Below are 17413 nucleotides of genomic sequence, written 5' to 3'. Positions count from 1 at the left end.
CGCATCTCGATTCACCGACGTCACGTCGCGCAACTCGGCCCTGGACCATGGTAGGCGCGCCCACCGACACGTTCCGGTTCCCGACGGTCGCGCACGCGGGCGCCCCGTCCCGGCGGTAACGTGCCTCACATGTCGCAGCAGCCTTTGGTCATCGACGACGACTACACCGGGGAGGTCACCCCCGGCGGTCCCGCGCAGCGCCGCACCGTGCCCGGCGCGACCATCGTCAAGCTGTCCGTCGGACAGATGGACAACAACACGTACCTGGTCACGGATTCCGCAACCGGCAAATCGGTGTTCATCGACGCCGCGAACGAGCCGGAATTGCTCGCCCGGTTCCTCGCCGAGCATGCCCCGAAGCTCGAGCTGATCGTCACGACGCACCAGCACTGGGACCACTGGCAGGGCCTCGAAGCGGTCGCCGCCTCGACCGGCGTCCCCACTGCCGCGCACCCGCTCGATGCCGAACCGCTCCCGGTGAGGCCCGATCGGCTGCTCATGGAGGGCGACACCGTCCACGTCGGCGAGCTCGGCCTCGAGGTGATCCACCTGTCCGGGCACACCCCGGGGTCGATCGCCCTGGTCCTCACCGAAGCCGGTACCGCTCGGCGCCACATCTTCACCGGCGACTCCCTCTTCCCCGGGGGCCTGGGCAAGACCGCGGACGCAGAGAAGTTCACCTCCCTGTACGACGACGTCGACACCAAGTTGTTCGGCCGCTTCGGCGACGACACGGTGATCTACCCCGGCCACGGCCGGGATACCACGCTCGGCGCCGAGCGTCCGCATCTCCAGGAGTGGCGCGAGCGCGGTTGGTGAGGGACTCCGTTATCCGCAGGGACCGGTGACCCCGTCGGCTGCCGAATCGGACACGGCGGACAGCCGCATCGGACACGGCGGACAGCCGCATCGGGCACGGTGGACAGCCGCATCGGGCACGGTGGGCCTGATCCCTCGGCCGAATTCGGCTCCGTCGGCTGTCGATCCGTCTTCGCTACCCGATCGGTTCGATGTCCGGGAGCCTCCAGGTCTTGTCGAACCACGGTTCCAACGGCCCGTAGAGGCGGAACATCGCGAACCAGCCCTTGCCGGGCAGGGTCTGGACCCAGTTGCAGCCCTCGACGGACGGTTCGGGCCCGAAGTGGACGTCGACGGAGCCGTCCTCATTGGTGGTCACATCCGGATCCTGGCTGGTCACCGACGGCCACCGCTGATCGGTCTGCAGCATCGAACGGGTCTGGGTGTCGTAGACCAGCACCGACCAGAAGGTAGCGGCCGGCACGTTCGGCGGGAGGTGCAGCCGGTAGCTCCGGGCGCCGTCGAACGGTGCGCCGGTGGCATCGGCGAACGCGGTGGCGTACTGCGACCCGGTCCCGACCATCTTCTGATCCCACGACGGGCTGGTGCCACCGACGAGGAAGTAGAGTGCGGCGGCGGAGTCGAGCAGCAACGCCCCGTCCTGCGTGCAGGAGTAGCCGCCGAGGATACCCAAGCGCCAGGCGCTGCCGGGGTAGTAGTACGCCTCCTGCTGGCGGAACCGATAGGTCAGCGCACGGGCGGTCGCATCCCCGACCGTGGCGGCCTCGGTCAGGATCGCGCGCATCCGCTCGTCGGGGCCGAACGGCTTTCCGTGCCGGATACCGATCGAGGCGAACATTCCCAGGGTGAGCGGGTCGGCCGACTCCGGCGGCTCGGACTGCACCACCTCGTCCAGCATGTCCCAGAACCGGTGGTCGGCCGGAGCGACCGCGCACATCGGCTCGGGCGAGACGTTGACGAACCGCGTCGGCGGCGGATCGGCAGCCTGCGACAGCGGGTGGATCCGGGTGTGCGCCTTGGTCATCTCCACCGCCGGGTGCGGGTCGCCGTGCTCGTCCCGGAAACCCCGCCAGCCCACCCAGAGGCCGAAGGTGCGCGGCCGCACCACCAGGTCGCCGTCCGGCACCTCCCCCGCGTGGTCGGGCGGCACGAACAGGTAGCGGCCGCCGCGGCCCTGGTCCGGTCCGGTGATGCCGACGTCGACGACCCACCGGCACCAGGAGTCGTCGACGAAGCCGTACACCTTCGGGGGCACCTCGACGACAACGGGCCCGTCGTGCAGGTCGAGCCAGGCGTAGTTGTACGAGGTACTGGTGTTATAGACCGGCCCGATGAACCGCGGATAGACCAGGTCCTCCCAGATCACCAGCGTCGAGTTCGCCGGCCCCCACTGCACCAGCGCCCGGCGCATCGCCGCTATGGCCACCGGAGCCAGCCCCTGCAGGTACGCCTGGACCGCCCGCTGGAAGTCCAGGTTGTCGAACAGCGTCCGGGTCGTCGCGTCGTCGGGGAACCCGTCGAAGAACCGCAACGTGCCCAACCGGGTCGGTACCTCGTCCGGCACCGCGATACCGGGCGGAATCGGTGTGGTGTTCGGATGTGACGTCATCGATTTCCTCCTGTCGAAAGCCCTCAGCGCGACTCGCCGCCGACCGGACCGTGTGCTTCACCCGCCGGACCGACGTGGACGTCTTGTTCGGGCATCCGTCCGGTTCCACCCGAGAGAGGGAACCGAGCCCGGCCCGGCGCGGCTCGGCGCAATGCTCGGCACCTTCTCGGTTCACAGACCGCGATCGATCATGTCGAGGATCTCCTCGCTGGTCGCGGCGTGAATCCTGCCGACCGGATCTGCCCGGGTATCGCCGTCCGCAGCAACCTCGGCCAGCAGGTTCCCCAACCGCTGCGCGATCGCCGACCGCGCCGCGCTGTCCTCGCCGAGTTCGGCGATGGTCGCCCGCAGCCGGTCGACATCGGCGAGGGCCACCGACACCGGGTCCGGAACGAGTTCGGCTCGCAGGAACTCGGCGACGGCACGCGGGCTCGGGTGATCGAACACCAGTGTCGGCGGCAACCGCAGCCCGGTGGCGGCACCGAGATGGTTGCGGAGCGCAACGGCCGCCAGCGAGTCGAAGCCGAGTTCCTTGAACGCCTGGTCGGGATCGACCAGATCCGAAGCGTCGTAGCCGAGTACGGCAGCGGCGCCGGCCCGTACCAGGTCGAGCATCAGGTGCCGTTGTTCGGGAATCGACCGGTCGGCGAGGCGCTGTGTCCACTCCGACGGTCCGGACGCCGTCGATCCGGTCCCGACCGGATCCGGCCCCGCGGCGTGCGGGCGCGATTCCCGGATCAGGCCACGCATCGGGGCGGGAACGTGGGGGGCGGCCCAACCGGAAGGGTCGAACCGAGCGGCCGCCACAGCAGGGGCACCGGCGGTCAGTGCGCTGTCGAAGAGCGCCAGGCCGTCGGCAGCGGTCATCGGTACCACTCCGCTGCGGCGTGCCCGGACGAGATCGATCGCACCGAGGTTGTCGGTCATGGCACTCGGCGGTGCCCACATCCCCCACGCGATCGAGAGCGCGGGCCGCCCGAGGGCGCGGCGGTGATGGGCGAGGGCGTCGAGAAACATGTTCGCGGCCGCGTAGTTCGCCTGCCCGGGGGCACCCAGGATGCCGGCGAGCGACGAGAACATGACGAAGGCCCGCACGTCGCATTTCGCGGTCAGCCGGTGCAGGTGCCAGGCCGCGTCCACCTTCGGCCGCAGCACCGCGTCGAGGCGCTCGGGGGTGAGCGAAGTCAGGATGGCGTCGTCGATCACTCCGGCCGCGTGGATCACCGCCGTCAGTGGGTGCTCGGACGGTATCCGGGCCAGTAACCCCGCGACTGCCGACTCGTCGGAGGTGTCGCAGGCGACGATGCTCACCTCGGCCCCCATCCCGCTCAGTTCGCGGCGCAGCCGGTCGCAGCCCTCGGCGTCGGGTCCGCGACGGCTGGTCAACACCAGATTCCGTGCCCCGTGCTCGGTCACCAGGTGGCGTGCCACCAACGAGCCCACCATGCCGGTCCCGCCGGTGACGAGAACGGTGCCGCGGGGATCGAAGGGCGATCCGGATTCGTCGACGGCACGCATACGCCGCAACCGAGGCGCATACAAGGTGTTGTGCCGGGCCGCCAATTGCGGTTCCCCGCTTGCCGATGCCGAGGCCAGCACGCTCTCGGCGTCCGACCCGTCGTCGAGGTCGATCAGCAGGAACCGGCCCGGGTTCTCGTTCTGCGCGGAGCCCACGAGGCCCCACACCGCCGCGGCCGCAAGGTCGGCGTGAGCGTCCCGGTCCTGCCCGTCGTCGGTGACCATCGCGTTGCGGGTCACGATCACCAGCGGGCTGTCGGCGACAGCGTCGTCGTCGAGCCATTCCTGCAGCAGCCGCAGCACCCGCGCGCACAGCGCGTGGGTCGCGTCCGGACCGTGCTCGCCCTCGGTGCGGCACCCGACCAGCACCGTCCAGGGACGCCGATCGTCGTCGCCCGGCCCGCACTCCATCGCGGTGCGCAACGCCGCCACGTCGGGAAAGCGTGGGAGGGTCGGACCGATGCCCGGGTCTCCCGACCCCTCGGCGCCGAGGACCGCCACCGGACCGCGGGGCCGCTCGGACGAGGCACCCTCCACTCGAACCCAGGTCAGCCGGTGCAGTCGCCGGGCGGCCGAACGGGCTGACCCGTCCGCGTCGACCGCCCTCGGCACCACCCGCAGCGCATCGACGGTCAGCACCGGTCCACCTCCGGGGTCGGTGATGACGACGCGATACCGGCCGTCCTCGCTCGGGGCGAACCGCACCGCCCCCGCCTCCGCACCGACGGCGTGCAGACGGATTCCCGACCAGGTCAGCGGCCGGCCGTCCCGCCCGAGAACCGGCTCGAGCGCCGCCTGCAGCAGCTGCGGATGGATACCGAACCCGCTGGTGTCGGTGCCTTCGTCGAGGCGCACAGCGGCCTCGGCGTCGCCCGGGACGCGTGGCGGTGCCCCGGCGACGACGTCGTCGATGGTCGCCGAGGCGTTCGGAATCCAGGTGTCCGAGCCGTCGGTCTCCCCCGGGTTCGACGAGATGGTGACGGTGCGAGTACCGGTGTTGCCGGCCGGCGACACCAGCACCCGGATCGATGCCGTCCCCGACGACGGGAGGATCAGTGGCCGGTGCAGAGTGAGTTCGTCGATGTGGTCGAGACCGGCTCGACGGGCGACATGCAATGTGAGTTCGACCAACACCGCCGGCAATACCGTCCGCAGATCGTCGGTCGAGGGCGGGTCGTCGTCGGTCGGCGGTGCCACGAGCCAGGTATCCCGCGGGAGCGAGAGCTGTCCGGTGTACAAGGTCGCGTCGTCGTCGAGGGTCACCGCGGCGCCGAGCAGCGGATGATCAGCCGGGCTCAGCCCGAGCTCCGTCGGATCGCCGGGATTTCGCCCAGGCGCCGACGGCCAGAAGGAACGACGCTGGAACGCGTAGGTGGGCAGGTTCACCCGGCGACGACCGGGCAGCACCCGGTCCCAGTCGATCGTGATGCCCTGCACGTAGGCGGCGGCGACCGCTCCGATGATCTCATGGGTCTCGTCTCCGTGTCCGGGCAGTGTCGCGATCGGGTTCGGGACGATCTCGGCCGCGTGTGCGGCCAGGGCCGCGCCGGGACCGACTTCGACACAACGCGTGACGCCGAGCTCGTCGAGGGCGCGAATGCCGTCATGAAATCGCACCGGTTGCCGGATGTGCCGGGTCCAGTAGTCCGCCGCCCCGAGTTCGTCGACGGTCGCGAGGCGCCCGGTGACGTTGGAGACGACCGGAATCGTCGGCGACTGCGGGGTCAGGTTCGACACGACGGTGGCGAACCGCCCGAGGATGGGTTCCATCAGGGCGGAATGGAAGGCCCGCTCGACCCGCAGGCTCGTGGTCGTCATGCCGGCCGCGGACAGTTCGGCGGCGACCGCGTGCACCTCACGTTCGCCGCCCGCGAGGACCACCGATTCGGCGCCGTTGACCGCCGCGAGATCGACCCGGCCGTCGATCCGCGTCGCGACATCGCCCGCGCTCGCGCGCACGGCGATCATCCGACCCGGTTCGGTCGACTGCATCAACCGTCCCCGCTCCCCCACCAGGGCGGCGGCGTCGGGCAACCCGAACACCCCCGCGACGTGTGCGGCGGTGATCTCTCCGATCGAATGGCCGATCAGATAGTCGGGGGTGATGCCCCACTCCCTCAGCAGCCGACAGAGCGCGACCTCGACCGCGAACAGCGCCGGTTGGGTGTATTCGGTGCTGTCGAGTTTCGCGGCGCCGCCCTCGTAGTTTCCCCAGATCACCTGGAGCAGAGGAACTTCCATGCGCGCGTCGAATGCGGCACACACGTCGTCCAGGGCCGCCGCGAACACCGGGTAGGCATCGTAGAGGCCGCGCCCCATCCCGATCCGTTGCGCACCCTGGCCGGTGAACATGAAGGCCGTCTTGCCGCGGGCGCTCGTCCCGGCGACGACGTTGCCGCCCGGTCGCCCCGCGACGATGCGGGCCAGTCCGTCGCGCAGGTCGGCCAGAGTCTCTCCGATCACCGCGGCGCGATGGGAGAAGCCGGATCGGGTGGTTGCCAACGAGTATGCGAGGTCGGCGGGATCCGGGAGGTCGCCCTCGCCCTGCGAGACGAACTCGTCACTGTCGAGGTACTCGGCCAACCGTGCGGCCTGCGCACGCAGCGCATCACCGGTCCTTCCGGAGATCACCCAGATGAGCGGCGTTGCGGATCGGGGCGACACCTCGGTCGGTGCGGCACCGGGTGGCTGCTCGAGGATCACGTGCGCGTTCGTGCCGCTGATGCCGAACGACGAGACCCCCGCGCGACGGGGCCGGCCGGTTTCCGGCCACGCCACCGGTCCGGCGAGCAGCGAGACCTCGCCCGCGGTCCAATCGACGTGCCGGGTCGGAGCGTCGCCGTGCAGGCTCGGAGGCAGCACCCCGTGCCTCATCGCCATCACCATCTTGATCACGCCGGCCACCCCCGCCGCCGCCTGGGCATGGCCGATGTTCGACTTGACCGAGCCGAGCCACAGCGGCTGCCCCGCCCGCTTGTGCCCGTAGGCGGCCAGCAGCGCCTGCGCCTCGATCGGGTCACCGAGCGTCGTGCCGGTGCCGTGTGCCTCCACGGCGTCGATGTCGGCGGGGCCGAGCGCGGCGTCGGCCAGCGCCCGGCGGATCACCCGCTCCTGGGACGGCCCGTTCGGGGCGGTCAATCCGTTGGAGGCCCCGTCCTGATTGACCGCCGATCCACGGACGATCGCCAGTACCCGGTGTCCGTTGCGCCGGGCGTCGCCGAGCCGCTCCAGCACCACCATTCCCGCGCCCTCGGCGAGCCCGGTGCCGTCCGCCCGGTCGGAGAAGGGCTTGCACCGGCCGTCCGGGGCGAGCCCGCGCTGGCGGCTGAACTCGATCAGCACGCCGGGTGTGGCCATCACCGTCGCCCCGCCGGCCAGCGCGAGGGCGCATTCGCCGTCGCGCAGCGCCCGCGCCGCGAGATGCACGGCCACCAGCGACGACGAGCAGGCTGTGTCGACGGTGACTGCGGGACCGGTGAACCCGAGGGTGTAGGAGATCCGGCCGGACGCCACGCTGTTGCTGGTCCCGGTCATCAGATAGCCCTCGGCGTCGACGGTGCGCTGAGTCATCAGGGAGAACCCGTAGTCGCCCCCCATCAACCCGACGTACACCCCGGTGTCGGTGAGGCCGGGCGCATCCGGTGGGATCCCGGCCTGTTCCAACGCTTCCCAGGCGCTCTCCAGGAGCAGCCGGTGCTGCGGGTCCATCGCGATCGCCTCGCGCGGGCTGACGCCGAAGAACGCGGCGTCGAATTCGTCGGCGTCGTAGAGGAATCCCCCTTCGCTCATGTACGTCGTGCCGCTGCGGTCCGGGTCGGGGTCGTAGACGTCGTCGAGATTCCAGCCTCGGTTGCGGGGGTACGGCCCCACCGCGTCGTGGCCGTCGCGGACGAGTCGCCACAGGTCCTGCGGGCAGTACACCCCGCCCGGGTATCTGCAGGCCATCCCGACGATCGCGATCGGCTCGTTCTCCCGGCGAGTCCGCGCCGGTCGGGTCGGCTGCGGAGCCGCGGCGCTACCGATCAGCCGGGCCTCGAGCTCCCGGGTGAGCGCATCCGCGGTCGGATGATCGAACACCACCGTCGCGGGCAGCGTGACGCCGGTGGCGGTGGCGAGCTGATTACGCAGTTGCACGGCGGTCAGCGAGTCGAAGCCGAGTTGTTTGAAGGCCCGTTCCGGGTCGATCGCCTCCTTTCCGTCGTGGCCGAGCACCGCGGCCACGTGGGTGGTGACGAGATCCAGCAGCCGGCTGTGACGCTCGCCGGGATCCTGTGCCCGCAACTCCTCGGCGAGGCCGGTGAGCGGCTCGGCGGCAGCGGCGCGACGACGACGACTCCCGAGGACCCGGCGCAGGATGGGCAGGATCGTCTCGCCGTCGACTCGGGAGGAACGCGTCGCGAGCCGTATCGGCACGACCAGCGGACTGTTCACGGCAAGCGCCGCGTCGAACAGGGTCAGCCCCGCCTCCGGGCTGATGGTGTCGATGCCGGTGCGCCGCAACCGGTCGAGGTCGGCCGCGTCGAGATGGGACGTCATCCCGCTGGGGCGGGCCCACAACCCCCAGGCCATGGAGATCGCCGGCAACCCGCGGACGCGGCGGTGCTGCGCGAGTGCGTCCAGGAACACGTTCGCCGCCGCGTAGTTCGCCTGGCCGGCGCCGCCGAGCACACCCGCCGCGGAGGAGAAGAGCACGAACGCTGACAGCCCGCGGTCGCGCGTGAGTTCGTGCAGATGCCAGGCGCCGTCCGCCTTGGGGCGGAGGACGGCGTGCAGCTGGTCCCGAGTCAAGGTGGCGGCGGTGGCATCGTCGAGCACCCCGGCGGCGTGGATCACGCCCGACAGGTCGGGAATGTCGGCCAGCAGAGCGGCCACCGCTGCGCGGTCGGCGACGTCGCAGGCGGCAACGCCGACCTCGGCCCCCGACTCGGCGACATCGGCTCGCAGTGCGGCCACACTCTCGGCGTCGGGCAGGCGTCGGCCGGTCAGCACCAGCCGCCGGACGCCGTATCGCGCTACGAGGTGGCGGGCGATCAGTCTGCCGATGGTTCCTGTGCCACCGGTGATCACGACCGTGCCGTCCGGACCGAAGGCAGGCGGGTCCGAGTCGGGTGCGGATTCGGGGGGCGTCACCGCGGCGAGCACGGGCGCCAGGAGTACACCGTCGCGGATCGCCAGCTGGGGTTCGTTGCAGGCCAACGCCGTTGCCAGCAGTTCGGGATGGGAGAGGGCACCGGCCACCGCATCCAGGTCCACCAGGGTGATGCGGTTCGGATGCTCGTGTTGCACCGCGCCGAGCAGCCCCCATGCGGGCGCGGCAGCCACATCGATCGGGTCGTCGTCGCGGACCGCCACCGCGAGCCTGGTCGTCACCAGCAGGCGGGTCTCGGGCAGGTGATCCGCGCGGAGCCAGGACTGAACCGCCCGCAACGTCGCCTCCGCGGCGGCGTGGACCCGTGCGGGCACGTCCGGCTCGTCGCCCGGTTCGCGCGCCAGCCACAGCACGCGACCTCCGTGATCACCGCCGGCGAGCGCCTCTTCGAGCGGCATCAGGTCGGCCGGAACCGTGGTGCCGGCACCGACGGGCGTCCACTCCACGCGGTAGAGGCTGTCGCCGGCCCCGGCGGCCGGTACGCGCGCATCCCCGAGCGGCCGCAGCGCCAACGAATCGGCGGTCAACACCGGCTTGCCGGCCGCGTCGTACGCGGATACCCGGTAGCGGTCGGGCCCGATCGGGGTGATGTGCACGCGCAGGGCGGTTGCACCCACGGCGTGCAGCTGCACCGCGCCCCAGGCGAAGGGCAGCCGGAGGTCGCGTGCACCGGTCCCGGCGGTTCCGAGCGCGATCAGGTGCAGCGCCGCGTCGAGCACCGCCGGATGGATCCCGTATCCCGCGACCGCCGCAGCCGGGTCCTCCGCGTTCAGCCGCACCTCGCCGTACAGGTCGTCACCGCGGCGCCACGCCGCCCGGAGTCCCCGAAAGGCCGGGCCGTACCCGTAGCCGGCCTCGTCGAGCAGTCCGTAGAGCCCTCCGATGTCGATCGGCGTGACGTCGGCGGGCGGCCACCGGTGTTCGGCGAAGTCGGTGGTCTCCGAGCCTGGGGTGAGGGTGCCGGTGGCGTGCCGGGTCCACGGAGTCTCCTGTGCGGCATCCACCGGCCGGGAGTGCACCGACACCCTGGCTCGGCCGGTGTCGCCGTCGGCGAGCACGCTCACCTGCAGGGCGACGTCCCCCTCGGCGGGGATCCTGGCGGGTGCCTCGAGGGCGAGTTCGTCGAGCCGGCCGCACCCGACGCGGTTCCCCGCGTGCAGGGCGAGCTCCACGAACGCCGTGCCGGGCAGGATGACGGTGCCGCCGACCGCATGGTCGCTCAGCCACGGAAGACGTCGCGGCGACAGCAGGCCCGTGAACACCACGCCCCGGCCGTCACCGAGTTCGACCGACGCGGCAAGCATCGGGTGTCCACCCGTGTCCAGGCCCGCCGACGCGACGTCACCCTGCGGCGCGGGACTGTCCAGCCAGTAGCGGCGGTGCTGGAAGGCATACGTCGGCAGCTCCACCCACGGCCGCGCACCGTCGCGTCGGGCCCACCGCACCCGGTCCCACTCGATGTGCACTCCGCGAACCTGTGCCTCCGCGAGTGCGGCGGTGAACTGGCGCAGACCTGCACGGTCACGCCGGAGGGTGCCGATCGCCCGGCCGGCGACGCCCACCGCATCGAGGGTTTCCTGCAATGCCACGCTCAGCACGGCATGGCAACTCGACTCGACGAACAAGCGATACCCGTCCGCGGCCGACGATCTCGTCGCCTCCTGGAACAGCACCGGACGGCGCAGATTGCGGTACCAGTAGTCCGCGTCGAGTGCGGTGCCGTCCAACGCCCCGCCGGTCACAGTCGAGTAGAACGGAATCCGCGACCGGCGGGGCGTAATCGAGGCCAGGGCGTCGAGAATCGGCTCGCGCAGGATCGTCACGTCCGCGCAGTGCGAGGCGTACTCCACGGCGATCCTCCTGGCCTGGACACCGTCGCCCTGCAACTGCCCGACGAGGATGTCGAGGACATCGACGGGGCCGGATATCACCGTCGCGGACGGCCCGTTGATCGCCGCCACCTCGACGGCGCCGTCCCAGGGCCGGATCCTGGCCCGCACGGCGTCCGCCGGCAGTGCCACCGAGGCCATTCCGCCGCCACGGCGGGCCGACGCGGCGATCACCCTACTGCGTGCCGCGACGACCAGCGCCGCGTCGGACAGACTCAGTGCGCCTGCCACGTAGGCGGCGGCGATCTCGCCCTGCGAGTGTCCGACCACCGCCGCCGGTTCGACGCCGTGTGAGCGCCACAGTTGCGCGAGACCGACCATCACCGCGAACAGCGCCGGTTGTACGACGTCGACCCGGTCCAGCGAGGCCGGGTCGACGTCGCGCAGCACGTCGAGCAGCGAGAACGTCGTGTACGGAGCCAATGCGTCGGCGCACTCCTGCACGCTGTCGGCGAACACGGGCGACGAATCCAGCAGCTCGGTGGCCATGCCTACCCATTGCGCACCCTGGCCGGGGAAAACGAACACGGGCCGGTCCCCGGCTTCCAACGCCACCCCGGTGACCACGTCGGGGCTGGGCGCGCCTCGGCCGAGCGCGGCGAGGCCCGCCAGCAGTCCCTGCGGCTCTGTGCCGATCACGGCGGCGCGGTGCTCGAATGCGGCACGCGAACGCAGCAGCGCCCCGGCCACCTCGGCGGGCGTCAGGTCGGGGTGGTCGGCCGCGTAGTCGCGCAAGCTCACGGCCTGGGCGCGCAGCGCGAGTTCGGTATGGCCCGACACGACCCAGGCCACCGTTTCGGCCGACGGAGCGCTCGAGTCGGGAGTCGGCGGCTCGACCGGGGGGAACTGTTCCAGAATCAAGTGGGCGTTGGTGCCGCTGATGCCGAACGACGAGACCGCCGCCCGGCGGGGCCGGTCCGCCGCCGGCCATTCCCGGTTCTCGGTGAGCAGGGACACCGATCCGGCGGTCCAGTCGACGTGGGGGGTGGGACGGTCGACGTGCAGCGTCTTCGGCAGCACACCGTGACGCATCGCCATGATCATCTTGATCACGCCGGCAACTCCGGCGGCGGCCTGGGTGTGCCCGAGGTTCGCCTTCACCGAACCGAGCCACAACGGTCGGTCGGCGGGGCGATCGCGGCCATAGGTCGCCAGCAGGGCGGACGCCTCGATCGGGTCGCCCAGTGTGGTGCCGGTGCCGTGGGCCTCGACCGCGTCGATGTCGGCCGGGCCGAGTCCGGCGTGGGCCAGCGCCTGCCGTATCACCCGCTCCTGGGCCTGCTTGTTCGGAGCGGTCAGGCCGTTGCTGGCGCCGTCCTGGTTGACCGCACTGCCGCGGACAACTGCCAGTATCCGGCGACCGTTGCGCTCTGCGTCGGACAGGCGTTCCAGTGCGATCATCGCCGCGCCCTCGCCCCAGGCCGTACCGTCCGCAGCGGCGGAGAACGCCTTGCAGCGCCCGTCTCGGGCCAGTCCGCGCTGACGACTGAACTCCACGAACACCGCCGGGGTCGACATGACGGTCGCCCCGCCGGCCAGCGCCAGTTCGCACTCCCCGCTGCGCAGCGCTTGCATCGCGAGGTGGATCGACACCAACGACGAGGAGCACGCCGTGTCGACAGTGATCGCGGGTCCGCACAGACCGAAGCTGTAGGCCACGCGGCCGGAGGCGACGCTCATGGCGTTACCGGTGATGAAGTACCCCGCAAGGTCTTCGGGCGGCGTGCCGCCGGCCCGGGCCGCGTAGTCGATTCCGGAGAGGCCGGTGAAGACGCCGACCGGGTCACCGTGCACGGACCGCGGATCGATGCCGGCGTGCTCGAAGGTTTCCCAGCTCGTTTCGAGGAGAAGCCGCTGCTGTGGGTCCATGGCCAGCGCTTCGCGCGGCGAGATGCCGAAGACCTCCGGGTCGAAACCCGCCGCATCGTCGAGAAAGCTGCCGTGCACCGTGTACGTCCGGCCGGCCTGCCGGCCCGTCGGATCGTAGAGGTCCGCCGCTTCCCAACCGCGGTCCGCGGGGAATGCGGCGACGGTCTCCGTACCGGATTCCACCAGGTGCCACAGGTCCTGTGGGGAGCGGACCCCGCCGGGGAACCGGCACCCCATCCCGACGACGGCGATCGGTTCGCGGCTCACCCCCTCGACCTCGCGAAGCTTCTCCCGGGCCTGATAGAGCTCTGCGGTCACCCGTTTCAGATAGTCGAGGAGCTTCGCATCATCGGCCATAATCGAGCTCCAATCCGAGAGCCGTCGTGCCGGCGCCGAGAACTCGATGGTATCCGCCGCCCCCACCCGGACACAGCGATCTGCTCGTGCGAGTGTGACCGGTGCGGCGTGCGAGATGACTGTGGCGCGCCTCGGACGAATACCGTCCGGAGCGCTCGGCGACCTCCGCGGCCTTCTGATCGAGTTGCTCGTCGGGCTCTTGCCGCGCACTGACGTGGGCCGACCGACACGTATCCGCAGGGCACCAGCGGGTCCTAGACTGTGGCGATGGGCATCGCTCCGGATGTCAGGGCACCGAGCGCCGGCGCGGCACCGCCCGATTCGGTGCCACCCGCCGCGGGCTCGGGCCGTCGTCCAGGTGCCGCTTGCGCCGGCGCATCGCGACGACCCGCGCCCGAGGTTCTGTCGTCGACGACCTCGCCCCGGCCGCCCGTGTCGCCGTCCGCCGTTCCGCCGCGACAAGCCCACCGCACATCAACCCTCGACTTTCGCCTGGAGGACCACGTGACCGTCACAGATACCGACACATCGGCAGAACTGCTGGCCCGGCTGCGGAAGGCCTACGCGACCGGACGCACGCGCGATGCCGAATGGCGCATCCGCCAGCTCCGCGGCATCGAGAAACTCGCCGACGAGCGCGAAGCCGAGATTGCGGCCGCCCTACAGGAGGACCTGGGCCGAAACGCGGTCGAAGCCTGGCTCGGCGACCTCGCTTCCACCCGGGCCGAAGCCGCCTACGCCCGCAAGCGGGTCCGGCGCTGGATGCTTCCTCGACCGAAGCCCTTGTCGCTCAACCAGTTTCCCGCGCTCGGCTGGGTGCAGTACGAGCCGATGGGAGTGGTCCTGATCATCGCACCGTGGAACTACCCGGTGTATCTGACGCTCGGTCCGCTCGTCGCGGCAGTGGCCGCCGGGAATTGTGCCGTGATCAAACCGTCGGAACTGGCCCCCGCCACGTCCGCGTTGCTCGCCCGGCTGATTCCGCACTACCTCGACCCGGAGGCCGTCGTGGTCGCCGAAGGCGATGCCGAGCTCACCCAGAGTCTGCTCGCGCAGGGTTTCGATCTCGCCCTGTACACCGGCGGCACCGAGGTGGGCCGCAAGATCATGGCCGCCGCCGCCCCGCAGCTCACGCCGGTGATCCTCGAGCTCGGTGGCAAGTCTCCTGTCGTCGTCGCCGAGGACGCCGATCTCGAGGTCACCGCGCGGCGTATCGCCTGGGTCAAGCTCCTCAATTCCGGACAGTCCTGCATCGCGCCCGACTACGTACTGGTCGAGCGGTCCGTCCGCGACGCGCTCGTCGACAAGATCGTCGACACGATCGCCCTGTTCCGCAGCGAGGAACCGCAGCCGGGGATGCGGGTGGTCAACCAGCGTCACTTCGATCGGCTCGAGGCGTATCTGGAGTCCACGACCGGGCGCATCGTCACCGGCGGCAGGTGCGATCGTGACTCTCTCACCGTCGAACCGACCGTGATCGTCGATCCGGCACCCGACGACGCGGTCATGACGGACGAGGTCTTCGGGCCCATCCTGCCGATTCTCACCGTCGACTCGGTCGACGCAGCCCTCGACTTCGTCGGTGCCCGCCCCAAACCCCTTGCAGCGTACGTGTTCTCCAAGTCGCTGAGCACCCAGAGGAAGATCACGCAGCAGATCAGCGCGGGTGCCGTGGTGATCAACCACGTCGGCATGCACGTCCTCGCGCCACAACTGCCGTTCGGTGGCGTGGGTGCCAGCGGGATGGGGGCATACCACGGACGCTACGGTTTCGAGGCGCTCAGCCACCGCAAGGCGGTGCTCGCCAAACCGTTCCGCCCGGATCCGGCGATGAACTACCCGCCCTACACCCAGGCTGCGCTGAAGATCATGCGGCGACTGTTCTGAGCGGTCCCCCGACACCCTCCGGAGCGGAGGACACCGACACGGCCAAGGACGGATCGACCGGTCGCGTCGGCCCCGACGGCTCGGAATCGGCGAGCCGCGCATTGCTGCGGTCCTGGCTCGCCGCCCACGGACGCAGGGGCAACTCGGTTGCCCGGCACCCGCCCGGCAGCCCCGGCGCCTCGGTCGTCCTCGTACCCTGGGAAGGTGACCACGAGAAGGTCGCCGTGACAAGGCGCCCGGAACCCGTCGAACCCGCTGTGGGACAGGAATCGGTCTGGGACTACCCCCGCCCGCCCCGTCTCGAGACCTTCGCCGGCTCGATCACCGTGGAATTGGGCGGCCGGACCATCGCGTCGACCACGCGCGCCTGGCGGGTACTGGAGACCAGCCATCCGCCGACCTACTACCTTCCCGCCGAAGCCTTCGCCGACGGGGTGCTGCGGGAGACGGCGGGCTCGTCGTGGTGCGAGTGGAAGGGCAGGGCGAGCTACTACGACCTGGTGACCGATTCGCGGGTCGCGCCGAAAGCGGCGTGGACCTACCGCGATCCCTCCCCCGCCTTCCGGGCGATCGCCGGGGCGGTCGCGGTGATGGCCGCCCAGGTCGACCGGTGCACCGTCGACGGCGAGGAGGTCGTCCCGCAACCGGGCGGGTTCTACGGCGGCTGGATCACCAGCTCGGTCGTCGGCCCGTTCAAAGGAATCCCCGGCTCGGCGGGCTGGTAACCGCTCCGAAGTACGTCGAGCCGAGGCGCGCCTGCGAGCAAGCGAGAGCCCTGGACTGGGCCGATGGGCATCGCTTCCGATGTCGATACGCACCGCGCGGGTGCAGGGCTCTCCCGCTGCACGGTGGTCGAGTCCCGTCTTCCCTGGGGCGCGGACGGGCAGGGTTTCCCGGGCGATCACGCGCCGGCCCGCACGAAGCCGTACCGCCCGGATGCGGTGAGCGACCGTCGCGCGGTGCCGGCTGCGTCGAGGATCCCGGCGCAGACCGTTCCGATCGTTCCCGACCGTGCCGGGCAGGAGAGGAGTCGTCGTGACCGACGACGGAGTGACCGGCCGTGTCGTGGTCGGAGTGGACGGTTCGGAGCCGTCGAAGGGGGCACTGCGCTGGGCACGATTCGTCGCCCGGTCGGCAGGGTTCGAGGTCGACGCCGTGGCGGCATGGGAAATTCCCTGGGCCGCCGCGGAAGGCTGGCCGTCCGACTGGGATCCGGAGCAGGAAACGTCCGGGATGCTGCACGAGACGGTCACCGGCGTCCTCGGGCGCGAGCCCGGGGTGTCCGTGCAGGAACTGGTTCGCCGCGGCGGAGCCGCGCGCGCCCTGCTCGACGAGAGCCGTGACGCGCAGTTCCTGGTGGTGGGTAGCCGGGGGCACGGCGGCTTCAGCGGCCTGCTGCTCGGCTCGGTCAGCGCCGCATGCGCCGAGCACGCACACTGCCCGGTGCTGGTCATCCACGGTGACACCCCGCCCCCGCCCGTCTCGCCCTGAGGCGATCTCGGCGACGATCCCGATCCCCCGTCGCACCGGGGCCGCCCCGATCTCCCGGACCGGTCGTTCCCCTTCCCGGATCGACTCCCGCCGCGCTCTCCCGTCCCGGAAAATGCTGCGAACAGCACCCGGTGCGGCGGATGATCGAGAAACAGCGCCCGAGGGCGGTGGATCGTACGCGCGACCCTCCCGTTCCTGCGCGTGTCCGGCTTGTTCGCTCGACCTTCGGGAGACACCCGCCATGAGACTCGGCATCCTCGTTCTCGCCGTCGGCGCGTCGCTGCTCGCCGGCACCGGTGTCGCAGCGGCCGCCGATCCGGCCGTCCTCGGCGGCGGCTCCGGCATCGTCATGGACGACCGGAACTACTGCACCCTCACCACGATCGGTCCCGACTCCGGGGGCCGGCTGGTCGGATTCACCGCGGGGCACTGCGGAAACGCCGGCTCCACGGTCGCCTCGGAGGCGGATCCGGGCGCCGGTGTGGTCGGCACGATCGCCTACACCGATGCGGACTTGGACTACGCGGTGATCGTGTTCGACCCGGCGAAGGTGGTGCCCGTGAATCGGGTGGGAAACACGACGATCACGGGGATCGGCGGTCCGGCGCAGTTCCCGGACATCGTCTGCAAGCAGGGCCGCACCACGGGGCATACCTGCGGGGTGGCCTACGGCGATGTGTTCGGTTCGGGGCAGACCTGGACGCAGACGTGCGTCGACCTCGGCGACTCGGGAGGTCCGGTGGTGGTCGGGACCACGCTCGTCGGCATGGTGAACGGCTATCTCACCGTTGCCTGCCTCGGTCCGGAGGTCGGCACGAGCATGAC

The 17413-nt window shown here is 71.0% G+C and carries 7 protein-coding genes; 5 read left to right on the top strand and 2 right to left on the bottom strand.

Features of this window, described 5'->3' with window-relative positions:
* The first annotated feature begins 129 nt into the window (after window positions 1-129).
* Window positions 130-819, top strand: a complete 690-nt coding sequence (locus tag G6038_RS18680) for an MBL fold metallo-hydrolase (protein ID WP_165039296.1) — start codon at window positions 130-132, stop codon at window positions 817-819.
* A gap of 175 nt (window positions 820-994) precedes the next feature.
* On the opposite strand, the gene G6038_RS18675 is transcribed toward G6038_RS18680, so the two are convergent.
* On the bottom strand, window positions 995-2428 hold the full coding sequence (locus G6038_RS18675; RefSeq protein WP_165039295.1) for a DUF1254 domain-containing protein: 1434 nt from the start codon (window positions 2426-2428) through the stop codon (window positions 995-997).
* 171 nt (window positions 2429-2599) lie between these two features.
* On the bottom strand, window positions 2600-13210 hold the full coding sequence (locus G6038_RS18670) for a type I polyketide synthase (RefSeq protein ID WP_165039294.1): 10611 nt from the start codon (window positions 13208-13210) through the stop codon (window positions 2600-2602).
* A gap of 504 nt (window positions 13211-13714) precedes the next feature.
* Between G6038_RS18670 and G6038_RS18665 the strand changes: the two genes are divergently transcribed.
* The 4 genes from G6038_RS18665 to G6038_RS18650 all read left to right on the top strand — a co-directional run.
* Window positions 13715-15097 (top strand): aldehyde dehydrogenase family protein, encoded by a 1383-nt coding sequence (locus G6038_RS18665; protein WP_165039293.1) that lies wholly within the window; start codon window positions 13715-13717, stop codon window positions 15095-15097.
* Window positions 15098-15321: 224 nt separating this feature from the next.
* Window positions 15322-15822 (top strand): DUF427 domain-containing protein, encoded by a 501-nt coding sequence (locus G6038_RS18660; protein WP_165039292.1) that lies wholly within the window; start codon window positions 15322-15324, stop codon window positions 15820-15822.
* A gap of 310 nt (window positions 15823-16132) precedes the next feature.
* Window positions 16133-16588, top strand: a complete 456-nt coding sequence (locus G6038_RS18655; RefSeq protein WP_165039291.1) for a universal stress protein — start codon at window positions 16133-16135, stop codon at window positions 16586-16588.
* Between the two features lie 241 nt (window positions 16589-16829).
* On the top strand, window positions 16830-17413 hold a 584-nt coding region (locus G6038_RS18650), incomplete at its 3' end, for a serine protease (protein WP_165039290.1).

The organism is Rhodococcus sp. 14C212 (assembly GCF_011058195.1).
Lineage (GTDB): Bacteria > Actinomycetota > Actinomycetes > Mycobacteriales > Mycobacteriaceae > Rhodococcus > Rhodococcus aetherivorans.
Note: the sequence above shows the minus strand (reverse complement) of the source record. Positions and strands in the feature narration are given on the sequence as shown.

What these genes read in the sequence shown, in the direction of transcription:
- G6038_RS18680 (WP_165039296.1), top strand. Translation starts at nt 130, where the DNA reads ATGTCGCAGCAGCCTTTGGTCATCGACGACGACTACACCGGGGAGGTC.
- G6038_RS18670 (WP_165039294.1), bottom strand. Translation starts at nt 13,210, where the DNA reads ATGGCCGATGATGCGAAGCTCCTCGACTATCTGAAACGGGTGACCGCA.
- G6038_RS18675 (WP_165039295.1), bottom strand. Translation starts at nt 2,428, where the DNA reads ATGACGTCACATCCGAACACCACACCGATTCCGCCCGGTATCGCGGTG.